The 13896-nt window shown below is 26.4% G+C and carries 14 protein-coding genes; 5 read left to right on the top strand and 9 right to left on the bottom strand.

Annotated features, from left to right (window positions below):
* Positions 1-20 precede the first annotated feature (20 nt).
* From FYJ83_RS13555 to FYJ83_RS13545, 3 genes are read right to left on the bottom strand one after another with little or no spacing between them, the layout of a single operon-like run.
* Complete coding sequence (locus tag FYJ83_RS13555; RefSeq protein ID WP_154441332.1) at positions 21-1214, bottom strand: hypothetical protein; 1194 nt, start codon at positions 1212-1214, stop codon at positions 21-23.
* The gene (locus tag FYJ83_RS13550) at positions 1215-2291 is read right to left on the bottom strand and encodes a DUF58 domain-containing protein (protein ID WP_154441330.1); all 1077 of its coding nucleotides are present in this window, start codon (positions 2289-2291) and stop codon (positions 1215-1217) included.
* 2 nt (positions 2292-2293) lie between these two features.
* On the bottom strand, positions 2294-3229 hold the full coding sequence (locus FYJ83_RS13545; protein ID WP_229768595.1) for an AAA family ATPase: 936 nt from the start codon (positions 3227-3229) through the stop codon (positions 2294-2296).
* Positions 3230-3460: 231 nt separating this feature from the next.
* On the opposite strand from FYJ83_RS13545, the gene FYJ83_RS20010 reads away from it, so the two are divergent.
* Entirely contained in the window at positions 3461-4012 is a 552-nt protein-coding gene (locus tag FYJ83_RS20010) for a hypothetical protein (protein ID WP_229768594.1), read from the top strand.
* 12 nt (positions 4013-4024) lie between these two features.
* Entirely contained in the window at positions 4025-4423 is a 399-nt protein-coding gene (locus FYJ83_RS13535) for a hypothetical protein (protein ID WP_154441326.1), read from the top strand.
* Between the two features lie 53 nt (positions 4424-4476).
* Here FYJ83_RS13535 and FYJ83_RS13530 read toward each other — a convergent pair whose 3' ends face one another.
* The 3 genes from FYJ83_RS13530 to FYJ83_RS13520 all read right to left on the bottom strand — a co-directional run bounded on the left by FYJ83_RS13530 (position 4477) and on the right by FYJ83_RS13520 (position 6704).
* On the bottom strand, positions 4477-4836 hold the full coding sequence (locus tag FYJ83_RS13530; protein ID WP_154441324.1) for a hypothetical protein: 360 nt from the start codon (positions 4834-4836) through the stop codon (positions 4477-4479).
* Positions 4837-4945: 109 nt separating this feature from the next.
* Positions 4946-5497, bottom strand: coding sequence for an accessory gene regulator B family protein (locus tag FYJ83_RS13525; protein ID WP_195838005.1), 552 nt, complete (start codon positions 5495-5497; stop codon positions 4946-4948).
* 1 nt (position 5498) lies between these two features.
* Positions 5499-6704: a hypothetical protein gene (locus FYJ83_RS13520; protein WP_154441320.1), complete on the bottom strand. Its 1206-nt coding sequence runs from the start codon at positions 6702-6704 to the stop codon at positions 5499-5501.
* Positions 6705-7034: 330 nt separating this feature from the next.
* Between FYJ83_RS13520 and FYJ83_RS13515 the strand changes: the two genes are divergently transcribed.
* The gene (locus FYJ83_RS13515) at positions 7035-7412 is read left to right on the top strand and encodes a hypothetical protein (protein ID WP_154441318.1); all 378 of its coding nucleotides are present in this window, start codon (positions 7035-7037) and stop codon (positions 7410-7412) included.
* 210 nt (positions 7413-7622) lie between these two features.
* On the opposite strand, the gene FYJ83_RS13510 is transcribed toward FYJ83_RS13515, so the two are convergent.
* From FYJ83_RS13510 to FYJ83_RS13500, 3 genes are all read right to left on the bottom strand, one after another.
* A complete protein-coding gene (locus FYJ83_RS13510) occupies positions 7623-7754 on the bottom strand; it encodes a cyclic lactone autoinducer peptide (RefSeq protein ID WP_154441316.1) in 132 nt (43 codons plus the stop codon).
* Between the two features lie 197 nt (positions 7755-7951).
* Positions 7952-9145: a hypothetical protein gene (locus tag FYJ83_RS13505; protein WP_154441314.1), complete on the bottom strand. Its 1194-nt coding sequence runs from the start codon at positions 9143-9145 to the stop codon at positions 7952-7954.
* 1247 nt (positions 9146-10392) lie between these two features.
* Positions 10393-11148, bottom strand: coding sequence for a C39 family peptidase (locus FYJ83_RS13500; protein WP_154441312.1), 756 nt, complete (start codon positions 11146-11148; stop codon positions 10393-10395).
* Between the two features lie 453 nt (positions 11149-11601).
* Between FYJ83_RS13500 and FYJ83_RS13495 the strand changes: the two genes are divergently transcribed.
* Both FYJ83_RS13495 and FYJ83_RS20470 read left to right on the top strand, forming a co-directional pair.
* Positions 11602-12327 (top strand): LytR/AlgR family response regulator transcription factor, encoded by a 726-nt coding sequence (locus FYJ83_RS13495; RefSeq protein ID WP_195838004.1) that lies wholly within the window; start codon positions 11602-11604, stop codon positions 12325-12327.
* Positions 12328-12329: 2 nt separating this feature from the next.
* The gene (locus tag FYJ83_RS20470; protein ID WP_154441308.1) at positions 12330-13646 is read left to right on the top strand and encodes a sensor histidine kinase; all 1317 of its coding nucleotides are present in this window, start codon (positions 12330-12332) and stop codon (positions 13644-13646) included.
* The last annotated feature ends 250 nt before the right edge of the window (positions 13647-13896 follow it).

Genomic DNA, 13896 nt, shown 5'->3' with positions numbered 1-13896 from the left:
CCATGGAAACCTCAGCTTTTTTATAAATTCTTATATAAATTTTCTATCTCTTTTACTGTATTTGTATTTATTTCTTTATCTCCATAACGTGTATTTATATAAATTTCTCTTATCTTTTCTACTTCCTTTGAAAATACCCTTTCTGCTTTTTTATTTATATCTAAAGATGTATCTGATTTCGTTATTTCTACATCCTTTTTATTTAATTTCTCTAAATATCTTCTATAGTAAAACCTTATCTGTTCTTTTAACTCCTTAGGATATTTTTCTCTTATCTTTTTCTTCCTTAAATTAGCGATCTTTATATATTCTCTTTCTTCAGTATATTCTACAGTATTATATTTTCTATCTCCCATTTTACCTATTAGTTTATATATAATATAAGTTCCAGCTATAATGAGCAAAAAACCTATTACTTTCTTCAATATTGGAAAATTTCGTAGAACTATTTCCTCTACTTCTTCCATGGTTTCAGGATTATCTATATTCATATTTTCAAATAAAATCTCTAAATTACGTGCCTCCATTTTCCCTTGAATAAATGCAATAAATTTATTTACTAAATAAAAAATAAAAGTAATTGGATAGTACAGTACCTTCATTATTATATCTATAATAAAACTATATACACTTCCAATGGTTGAGAATATAAAGTTTCTCAGTTTATCAATAGCAACTATAAAGGATACTATGGAAATAACTCCTATGTATCTTTTATTTGATTTTTTTATATTTTCTATATCCATTCCAGAATCCAAGTGTCTAACTGTTCTTATTAATATTATTACAGTCATTTGGCTAATGATTATAAATGGTATGGAATATTCTATAAAATTGTTAAATACATCTCCTAAAAAAGCTAAAATTATCACAGCTATATATGCCATATATGATTTCTTCAATCTTTCTGAATACTCATAATGACTACCTTTAAGTAAGGATTTTCTAATATATACAAATATAATAATAGTAGTCATAAATATAAAAATCCTTGCCCAAATACTCTTGAAAAATAATAATGGGTAAAGCAAAAGTAATATACTTGTTCTATATATCTTCTTTTCCTTATAATTAGATGCAAATATTAGAGAACCTAAAATTGTCCAGATAAAAACTATAAATACCTTATCTAAAGATGCAAAAGGAAAAAAAGTAAGTAATAGGGAATATATAAATGAAACTACAGATATTATTTCAATTAAAACCAAATCCATTTAATCACTCCTATACTTCAGTATATTTCTATTTAAGTCCTTTAAATCCTCACCTTTTATAGATATACAAACTACCTTATTTACAACTTTACTTAATGAATTTATAACATCTATATATGGTTCTAGTACTTTTGGTGTAACTATTACAACTGTAGTATAGTTTCCTTGAGATTTTAAAATATCATTTAAAGTTTCTTCAAAAGTTGAAGAAATTATATAGTTTATACTTCCTAAAATCTCAAGAAAATTATATAATCTGTGATTTCCTAATCCTGGATGATAGAAGTGCCCTTTAGTATAATTTGAATTTCTATCATGAGCATTAGAAATAAAACCATAAGGTATTTTTAAATCTTCAAATTCTTCCATTATGGCTCTAGTTATTGAAATGCTTTTTTCTATTGCTTCCTCATCTATACATTGCCAGTAAGGTTTCATTGATTCAATATTTAAAGCTATAAGGACATTGTTATCTGTGGTAAAATCAAAATTTTTAACCATTAAACTATTGTATTTTAAAGAAGAAGGCCAATGTATAAATCTCTCCGATTCATTTCCAGTATATTCCCTTATTCCAATATTCATAAGGGGATCATCAATTATCCATCTCTTTACAGAAATATCTCCATTGAAAGACCCTAAGGGGGTAATACTTTTTTCTATATCTAGTTTTTGAGGAAATATTATTATTTCATTCTGATTTTCCCTATACTGGTGTTTTGTTTTAAGTCCAATAAAATCTCCCAACTCTAAATGAGAATTATTTATACTGTAAATTCCCCTTTTACTTCCTTGTATTTTATATTTTCTTCTAACTCTTTGATAAGGCATAATAAATAGAGTATATATATTTTTTTCTATATTAAATCCTTTAGGAAATATTTCGCTGACCTTTAGAAAGAATACTGTTAAAAATTTTTTATTCTCTATTGTAGATATAATCTCTATATCTTCTCCTATTTCTCCAGTTCTTTTATCTATATCCATTCTATAGGATAAATTTTTGAAACCATAGTCCAATGTGATTTTGTTGATTAAGTAGGTAAACACTACTAATCCTAATAAAAACCAAATCATATCTATATACTTTCTAAGGGAACTTCCACTGAATTTACGATTCCCTCAATTAGTTCTATTGAATCTTCTATTCTATTTACACCACGAGCAATTATCCTATGGTTTAACACATATGGAGCCATAGCCTTTATATCTTCAGGTATTATATAATCTCTTCCATTGATTCCAGCATATACTCTTGATGCCTTAAATAAGGCAATAGACCCTCTAGGGCTTACTCCTAACTCAATATTTGTTTTATTTCTAGTTTCACCTACTATATTTACTAAATAATCCATTACTTCATCTTTTATGGAGATATTGGATATATTCTCTAATACATTATCTAATTCTTCACCATCTGCTATTGGTTCTATTATATCTAAAGGATTAGTTATATTTCTTTTAATTATTGTTTTTTCCTGCTCTTTTGTTGGATAACCTAATTTTATTCTCATAAAAAATCTATCTAATTGAGCTTCTGGAAGAGGAAAAGTCCCATAAGATTCCACAGGATTTTGTGTAGCCAATACCATAAATGGACTATGTAATTTTCTGGTTTTTCCATCAGCTGTAACTTGTTTTTCTTCCATTGCCTCTAGTAAAGATGATTGTGTTCTAGGGGTTGCTCTATTTATTTCGTCTGTTAGGATTATATTCGAGAATAAAGGACCTTCTCTAAATTGAAAGTCTGCTGTTTTTTGATTGTAAAAGTTAATTCCTGTAATATCTGATGGGAGTAAATCAGGTGTAAATTGAATTCTTTTAAATGGTAAATTTAATGTCTTTGCAAATGCCTTTATCATCATAGTCTTTCCCATTCCAGGTATATCTTCTAATAAGACATGACCTCCTGAAAGAAAGGATACTATAATTAGTTCTATTTCTTTTTCTTTACCTATTATTACTTTTGATACATTTTCTACTATCTTTTCTTTAAAATCAACTAACAATCTCATAATCTCCTCCTTTTCCATATTATATTAATTATACATCATTCTATAAATATAAAACAATAAACAAAAGTAAGGTATACTAATTTTTATGGTCGGAAAATATTTCCCACTACCTTTTGCATTTTTAATATTTTTGGGGTATTATATTAGTATCCACTTATTTGTGATATAACTTTAATCTAATATACAGACATAAACACTCATAACATAATTGCAATAGAAAGAAGGGAAGCTATGAAACGAACTATATTTTTCTTACTTTATAGCTTAGTAAGTATAGGTATTTTGATTTTAGCACTAATGAATAACACATTACTACACAGTAGAATTTTTTTACTGACAGCTATTTTATTTTTAGGAGTTGGATTAATAAATCATTTCTATGAAATAAGCAAGTTAAATAAGGAAAGTGGAAAGGAAAAAAGAAACTTTGCTAAAGATGATTTGAAAATTTTAATAGGCTCAACTCTATCAGCCACAATAACATGGTATATAAATCACGAAATGGGCTATGGTGCAGTAGTTGCAAATGGCTTTATAGGAATCCTAGCAGCTACATTATTTACGCCCAAATTAGCAGGAATCATATATACTGCTTCTTTTATAGGTATGTCATCTCAAACCATAATAGCTACTATGCCTATAGCTGGATTTACGGGATTTATTGCTGGAATGATAATTATATTATCTAAAGATATATATGTAGGATTTGGTGGAAAGGGTGGTACTTCAATGGCTCTTTCTACTCAACTAGTAAGATTATTTCTAAGTATATTTAGAATATAGGGAGGTTATTAAATGGTTATGATAATTTCCATATGCTCAGCATGTCTAACTTATTTCTTAGGGCTACACCTTAAAAAAGGCCCTGTACTTTCATCAGCTATAGTAACCTTGAGCTCGGGATTGTTATTACCACACTTCTTTATCGAAGGAGACACCTTAGCACTTGCTGCCACTACTGCTTCCTATGCAGCCATGGTATCTACCATTAAGTTCCCAAAGCTTATTGAAATGGTGGCAATTGGATGTATATGCGGTATTGTTTTTAATTTAACTCAAGATGTATTTGTAGGTGTCGGTGGAAGACTTGGGTCTATTGCAGCTATAGCAGGATTTTCATGGTTTGGACTTAAGCAAATAATAGAAAAGTTTATGGGAAAAAATAAGCTTACAATAAATTTACTGCAAAAATAAATGTAAAAAAATAGAGTTATAGGGTTTAAACCCTATAACTCTATTTTTTTACGTTATCTAGCTGCTTTTAATTTTGCTATATCATTCCAGTTCTTCGCTGTAACTATTTCTATTGTGTTGAATTCTTCTGTTAACTTATCTACTTTTGTATTTATTTCATATCTAAATTCACTTAAATTGGCAGTTTGTTCAATAATAGATTTTACGTCTTTTTTAATTTCTTCCTGTCCTTTTTCAAGATTTACTACCTTATTTCCAAGGTCTACTACCTTGTCTTCAAGACTTACTACCTTATCTTCAAGTCCTACTACCTTATCTTCAAGTCCCACTACCTTATTTCCAATACCTACTACCTTATCCTCAAGGTTTCCTAACTTTTCTAGCACTATTTTTTGAAATTCCTCGTTAGTCATTTTATCGACCTCCTTTATTCATTTCATTTATAGTTTAATAATAATTATATATTATAACAATGGATTATACAATGAAGAAATACTTTTACATTATAGTCTATTTTACAATTTAAATACTTAATGCTACTACCATTAAAGAACTACTAATGGCAAAGAAGTAATTAAGTACACCTACTATATCTAATAATACTAATACATGGCATATAGTTGCCAACACCAATATAGCACTTAACCACTTATCCTTTTTTGCAATACTTTTATTTATAGTATCTTCATCTACAGTTCTATTTATATGTACTATGGGTTTAGTGGTATAAATCTTTACTGTGGAATAAATAATAAATATTATTCCCAGAACTTGTTTTAAGGTGGAATTTAAATATATTTCTAAAACCCCTATTACTATAAAGTTTAAGGCTGTAATAAATAAGCACCCCAAATAGGTCTTACTATGGTATCCCCCTATATTTCTCCTAAGTAAAATTAACACACCTAAATAAATAATTGATGGAATAGTTTGTCCTATAATTATTCCAATTAATACAATAATTAAAGCCGTTAACATACTAGTTCCTATGATTTTCATTCCATAGAGTATTACCTCTATTTCATCATCTGTTGTTGACAAAGAAACATATCTTCTAATAAATTGACTTAGCACTTTAACCCTTACTCCTTTCATCGCTTATATTTAAATCTAAATATAAATATTCGCTTTCAAAAAATACACCATATTGATTTTTATCTTTTTTAAATAAGCGTACAATATTCATATTACTAATTTTAAGCTTGTTTATATCAGCTAGTGTTTGTGTTAAAATCTTTTTATCACTAATACTTATATAATAAATATTAAAAAAAGAATCCGTTCCTAGACAATTATTTAGTCCATTACTAACTATAGTATACATATCATTACTTTGAATAACTGATTTCTCATGGTCTATAAAACTTATAAACATTAATTCTGATGTATTAATTTTGCTATTTTCATAAGATACAACAACTCCATTTTCTAACATATTATAAGAGAATACTTTTTCATAGGGTTCTAAATATATCTTATCTATAAGACTATTTTCATTTAAGATATAGAAACAAGCAGTTTTATTATCTTCCATAAAAATCATTAATAAATTTTCATTTGAAAATAACCTTGTATCTAAATAATCAACATCTTCAAACCTGTGAACACTAACTATTTTGTTCTTATCTATCTTTTTAATTCCACAAATAGTCTTAGTATCATTTTCTTCTTTGTATGTATAATATATATCTGATAACACTTTACTGAATCTTGAGGGTTTATAAACAAAACCTCTATATGTATCTAAAACTGTTATACTATCATCGTCATTAATACTTCCTATATAATAGTCTATTTCACCTAAATTATTATTTTCTATATCTATTCCAGTTACTCCAGGCCCAACTAATATATAAGATATGAATATTTCTCCATCATTACTTATTACCAAATCGTAGCAATAAATATCTTCCTTTAGTTCAATTACTCTTTCAATGTTTTGTAATTTGTAATTATACATTATTATGTGTTTATTAACTATACTTAGACCCATTTGGTCCATAGGAATATCATCATCTAAATGGTTCTCTAGGACTATGAACATTAAGTCATCTTCTACAAAAATAATATTGGCAAAACTGTCCTCCATATTTAGATTATTATACTTGAGTTCCTTTAATATATCATACTTATTAAAGTTTATATTAGTCGATTTTGTTTCTAAATTTATACCATTCTCAATTTCTATGCTCTCATTTTTAGAAGAAATACAAACTAACACAATCATAGTAATAAAAAATATATATTTTACCTTTTTATCACTATATCTGAAGGTATTCATACCAAAACCTCCTAAATTATATTCTAATCTAAATCCCTCTAATATAATAATTATATCAAGTTAATTTTATATTTGTCGAAATCTGGTCTAAGTGGTCTTTTTGGGGAATAAGTGGTTATTTAAGAGGGATTGTGTTATTCTTCTTTTAAACGCCCATTCAATCCAAAAAATAGACACCTGCTCTGAATCTAAACTATTTTAATTTTTATTTGATATAATTGTTATAAGTATAGAAAATATATATACTTTTATAATAAGCTAAATAAAGTGTATCCTCTCAATTAAATTAAAATCTTCGTACAGTTTTTAAACCATGAAAGGGATGAAATAGTGAAAAAATTTATTATATCGCTACTTGTATTAGTATTGATATTACTTATACTATCTTTAAATTACAAAGAAGAAACCTATGTGCTTCAAGGCACCTTTTTATGTAAAGAACTTCCTTTTTCTTCTATGGTTTTTGATACAGCTGATAATTTTACTTATTATTACTACTATTTAGATTCTGATAATAATCAAAAGGAAGATAAGGGTATCTTTTCATCAAATCCAAATTCTCCATCAAGTTATATAATTAACAGTGAAGTTTTTGATAATGAAGCAATTAGTCTGGAAAAAAATAAATTTAAAATAACTATTGATGATAATATATATACTTTTAAAAGATTTCATCATACTCCAATGATTATCTTAATAGATGATTAAATAAAATTAAAGTCTCATAATGAGACTTTAATTTTATCTTTTTAAACTAATACAACTTCTAGATAATCTCTAATCAGATTTCTAGTATAAGTATATTATATAAATTCCCAATCTCCAGCTTTATAATAAGCTTTCTATAAGTTTTATAATGCGTTACCTCTATATCTTTTTATATTAATAATTTACTAAAACTAGTTTCTTATTCTTATTTTATTTCTTAATAGACTTTGGTGCCTTAGGTTCATAATATAAAAATGTAGAAACTGTATTTGGAGACTCTTCAGCAATTTTTTTTGCTGTCTTGCTTATTTTATCTATACTCTTAATTAGAACTTTCTTCATCTTCTGTCCTCCTCTCTAGCTTTATTATTAATACTTAATGCCATTGTAGAAAAATACTTCAATGACAAAAGTAATTAATCTCATTTAATAAACTAATTTGTTTATCACTTTAACTACTATGACCTTTCATTTATAATAATTATATCAGGTTAATTTTACATTTGTTGAAATCTGGATTAAGTGGCATTTTCTTGGAATCAATCTTGGTTTATATTTAAATCTAAATATAAATATTCATCTTCAAGAAATACACCATAGTTATTTTTATCTTTCTTAAATAAACGTACAATATTCATGTTACTAATTTTAAGCTTGTTTATATCAGCTAATTTATTTATGGAAATTTTTCCATCATTTATATTTATATAATGAACATTGAAAAAAGGATCAGTTCCTATACAATTATTTAATCCATTACTAACTATAGCATATATATCATTGCTTCTAGTAACTGATTTTTCATGATCTATAAAACTTATAAACATTAATTCTGATATATCAGTATTACTATTTTGATAAGATACAACAACTCCATTTTCTAACATATTGTAAGATAATACTTTTTCATAAGGTTCTAAGTATATCTTATCTATAAGATTGTTTTCATTTAAGATATAGAAACAAGCAGTTTTATTATCTTCCATAAAGATCATTAATAGATTTTCATTTGAAAATAACCTTGTATCTAAATAATCAATATCTTCGAACTTGTGAACACTGACTATTTTGTTCTTATCTATCTTTTTAATTCCAGAAATAGTCTTAGTATTATTTTCTTCTTTGTATGTATAATATATATCTGATAACACTTTACTGAATCTTGAAGGTTTATAAACAAAACCTTTATATGTATCTAGAACTGTTATACTATCATCGTCATTAATACTTCCTATATAATAGTCTATTTCATCTAAACAATTATCTTCTGTATCTACTTCAGTTACTCTAGGCTCAACTAATCTATAAGATATGAATATTTCTCCATCATTATCTATCACCAAATCATAGCAATAGATATTTTCCCGCAATTCAATTGTTCTTTCAATTTTTTGTAATTTATAATTATACATTATTATATTTCTATTAATTACACTTGGCCCCATTTGGCTCATATAGATATCATCATCTAAATAATCTTCTAGGACTATAAACATTAAATCATCTTCTACAAAAATAATATTAAAGAAGTTATCCTCTATATCTATATTATTAGATTTCAATTCCTTTAATATATCATATTTATTAATTTTAATATTAGCAGGTTTTGCTTCCAAACTTATACTTTCCTCAATCTTTATATTTTTATTTTTACAAGAAATACAAAACAACACAATTATTGAAATAAAAAATATATATATTGTTTTTTTATTACTATATCTGAAGGTATTCATACCAAAACCCCCTATCTAATATGTTAGTGTAAACCTATTTATATAATTAATAGATCTATACTCTGTGTTCTCAAGGGTTTTAAAGCTTTTTAAAATAAAAAACAATGACCCTTTTTTTGGTATAATTGAGTCGCGAAACAAACAAATATCCAACGAAAGGTGTGTCATTGTACATTGTGGACTCAATTATATTATATTTACTTTTATATAATCAATTTTAAATTTCGACTATTCGTCAATTAGTTTTATTTATTGTTAAAAATATTCCTTTACAAGATTTTAAAGTTAATCATTTTAATCCTAAATATCAAAAGTTTACTCTTAAAACTCTTGACTACAAAACTGCAAATGAAAAAGAGTTAAAACCTGTTAAGTCACATGGTGGTAAGTCTGTGTCTTCTGATGCTATGTGCCCTCGTTGTGGTGCCTCTCATAATTATCTTTATAATAACAATGGTGAACACGGTCAGCTTTTTTAATATACATAAGTGTGTTAACCCTAAATGTCCATTTTATTTTGATTCTCTTAAAAGGTTATCTTCCCATATAATACGACTTTGCCTTACTTACCATGTTAATCTTGGTTTATCTACTGGAGCTACTGCAAGAGCTTTACGAGAAATTCATCAAGTCAAAATTTCTATGTTAAGGATTTCAACTTAATTCAAATCATTGGACTTACTAACGATGAACCATTTCAAAATAGTATCTTTGGTTAAAACAGATTATTAAACGTATGAACAGAACATTTTAGTTCTCTTAACAAGTTACTAATGGCTATGGTAACGGTACATATTCAGATGCACATGTAGGCTTGTTGCTTATTACAACTTTCTTAGTCATAGCAATGAGGCTTAAGAAAGCTCATTCCTATACTTATTGGAAGCCTTTAAACTCTATTAAAGACCTTCAAGTTTCTTAAAAACTTTTGTAAACTTTTCCTTCAACCTCAAAGCATTTTAAACAATCAGTTTAATTGCTGTCAAATGGCTCGACTCCAAAGTTTCTGATCTCTTGACTGACATTAGTTATGCTCACAAAGTGGTTAGATGGAAACATCTTTAGAATATCTCTTATTTTTTATTCTTTTTTTCTTTAAAGTTCTATATTTTTAGTAAATTTAATTCTATTTAGACTACATTCTTTTAATCTAGTTTTTTATACCCTAGTTAACACTATCGCTAAATTTAGAAAAAAGATTTCAGACTTTAATATATAAAATCTGAAATCCTAAATTATATTCTAGGCTAAATCCCCCTAATATAATAACCTAGTCTATCATCTATAGCTTTAACCATTTGACTCCATGTACATGAATATTTGCCGTAATATTCATTTTTATAATGTGGATCGTTATAGTAAACAATGTCCTCACTACTTGATCCACTCATACCCCAAAGATATCCTGTATTGACTATAAAATGACCTGACCCTGCCCCTGGAGAATGTGGAAGTGAACTTGCTCTTACATGAGCTATAATAGGTTTTCCCTTATCAATACTATATATTAAATCATTTACAAAATTTGAGCTATCAGTATTTGTGTATTCATATCTACTATATTTATTTAATTCCTGAGCTAATCTATATACCATAGTACCAGTTTTATCGGTTCCCATATTACTAGCCAGAGTTCTCTGAGTTGGACTTTGTCCTTGAAGGTATAAAATTGTCATTTGTGCACTTGCAGGACCACAATAATAGGTTTCTTCCTGTTGTCTTAATGGGACATTTAACCTTTTTGAATCATAAGAATAAGGTTGGATATTTCCATAAAACTTTTGTAATCTTTGAGACCTTTTCATATTAAAGTATTTTTCTGAAACTTCATTTTGACTTTTGATTTGTTCTTGGACTTCAATTTGCTCAAAGCCTGGAGCATGAGAATCAGCCGAGAAGTTATCCCCTATAAATCCCTCAGCTAACACTGATGAAAAACTTACTGTAAGTATATTAAAAATTAACCCTGATAAAATATAAAACCTTTTCAACTTATTTCTCATTTCATCCTCTCCTCTCAATATCTAATATTCAATCAATATGTTCTTATTATCAATAACAGGTACTACCTTTACATTTAATTTATCTACCTTATCTTTTGTCTACTTCCTAATCTTCTTAGATGCTCTAGTTTCATAATATAGAAACGTAGAAACCGTATTTGGTGATTCTTCAGCAATTTTCTTTGCTGTCTTGCTTATTTTATCTATCCCCCTAGTTAAAATCTTCTTTATCCCTGGCCCTCCTCTCTAGCTTTATTATTAACACTTAATGCCATTGTAGAAAATACTGCCAATGACAAAAGTAATTAATTTCATTTAATAAACTAATTTGTTTATCACTTTAACTACTATGACCTTTCATTTATAATAATTATATCAGGTTAATTTTATATTTGTTCAAATCTGGATTAAGTGGCATTTTCTTGGAGTAAATGGTTGTTTAGGGGGGATTCTGTGTTTAAAATTGGAATTTGTGAAGACAATAAAAAGTTCTCATGTGAATTAAGGTTAATAATTGAAAAAAAATTTATCCAACATAATATTAATTGCGAAATAGATTGTTTTTATTCTGGAGAAGAGGTTCTTGACAATATATTTAATTTAAAGAAGAACTATGATATTATATTTTTTGATATAGAACTGCAAAAATTAAATGGAATAGAAACAGCACGAAAAGTTAGAGAAGCCAATGAAAATACCATATTTATATTTATTACATATTTAAACGAGAAAGTATATGAAGCCTTAGACCTTACAATCTTTCATTTTATAAGAAAAAGTCACTTCCACAAGGAAGTTAATTCAGTCCTTGATTCATTAATTAAAAAACTTGAATATTTAACTGAAAAATATTCCTTTCCCATAGATGATAATAATATTTATCTTAAACTCTATGATATTATATACTTTGAGGTAAACAATAGAACTGTAATTATACACACCATAGATAATACCTATACCTCAAATTATCGTTCTTTAAAAGATATTCCTTATAATCTAACAGAAAAGTATTTCTTTGAAATATATAGAGGAATCATGATAAATCTTAATCGTGTAGAAGATTTTAGAAATAATAAGGTTATTCTATCTAACGGAGATACCTTATATATTGCAAGAAGGAGAATTAATAGTTTTAAAGAAGAATTCTATAGATATATTTCATCCAGAAGAGAGGGATAACTGTGGAAAAGCCTAATATTATATTAAGCTTCTTATTTTCTATAGTAGATAATACAATTTTTATAGGTATATTATCTAAGTTTAGAAGTCATCAAGATAATTATAAATCAATTGATACTCTTGTAATTATTATAGTATCTATTTTTACATGTTTATTTACTGAATTTGGTATCACTCCATTTATTAAATTAACTTTTATATTAATGATACTGTTTTTAGCAACCTTTTTATATAATCTTAAATTTCATCAACGAGTTTTAGTCATTATAATGTATTATTTTATACTAATTATATCTGAACTATTAGTAACCTTATTAGCTTCAAATATTCTCGATAAAACTGTTGAGGGATTAAAATACACTTATTTCTTTTTAGGACTGCTTAGTAAATTTCTATCTGCATTAATATTTACACTAATCAATAGGAAGTTCTTAAATACAAAGATTATTCTTCCTAAGATTTTAAATTATGTAATGATATTGATATTATCATTATCTACTATTTCAATGGTATTATTATTTTATTCTAGTTTAGTAATATCTTCAGAAAGTACTATATTGATTTTATTTTTTATATGCTTGTTTATTCTCTTCATTAGTTTAGGTACTATGGTAATGTATTATAATGCAAATACCTTTTATATTAATTTACAGAAAGAAACTACTAAAAGGATTTATGATAAATCCTATGAAAAATTTATTATTAATGCTGAACTAAGAAGCGATACTTTGTCTAAAATATGGCATGACATGGCAAATCATATTAAAGTCTTGGAGAAAATCAATGATATAGAAGATGAAAAATATATCAAATATGTTAATTCAATAAAAGATAAATTTAAGGAAATTCCTAATACAATAAATACTGGAAATAGATTAATAGATATAATATTAAATGATAAATATTCAGAAGCTGTAATGCAAGGTATAGATTTTGATATAAAGGCAATAGCTCCTCCTAAAGTAAACATAGATGATATGGATTTAAGTTCTATACTATTTAATACCATAGACAATGCAATAGAAGCTTGTATGAACTCCAGTGCAGAGAATAAATATATTAATTTAGAATTATATCCTGATGCGAATTTTTTATGTTATAAGATTAGAAATAATTATAATTCTACTAATGGCAACTCTCATATGAGAACTTATTTAAATAAAAAGAAATATATTTCTTCTGGATATGGTCTTAGTATAATAGAGGATATTATAAATAAATATGATGGTTATATGGATATAAAGAAAAATGATATGGAATATTTAGTTACTATTATTCTTCCTTTAAATGATCATTCAGTCCAGAAAATAACCACTTAAACTAAATTCAAACTATTTTAAATTAGATTTTATATAATTGTTATAGGTAAATAAAGCATATATCTCATATGACAAATTAAAGTGTACCTAAATAAGAAAAAACACAAAAAGAAGGCAAAAGTCTTCTAGTGTTGCATCAAAATAAAAAATACCAGTTGACATGGTAAAATTTGATTAATGAAAAAAAGAGCCTCATTTGGTTTAATGGAATTATCGAGAAACCATACACCAAGGAGGTTCTTTTTCATGT

The organism is Tissierella pigra (genome assembly GCF_009695605.1).
Taxonomy (GTDB): domain Bacteria; phylum Bacillota; class Clostridia; order Tissierellales; family Tissierellaceae; genus Tissierella; species Tissierella pigra.
The sequence above is the reverse complement of the archived record's forward strand: the minus strand, read 5'-3'. Positions and strand labels throughout refer to the sequence as shown.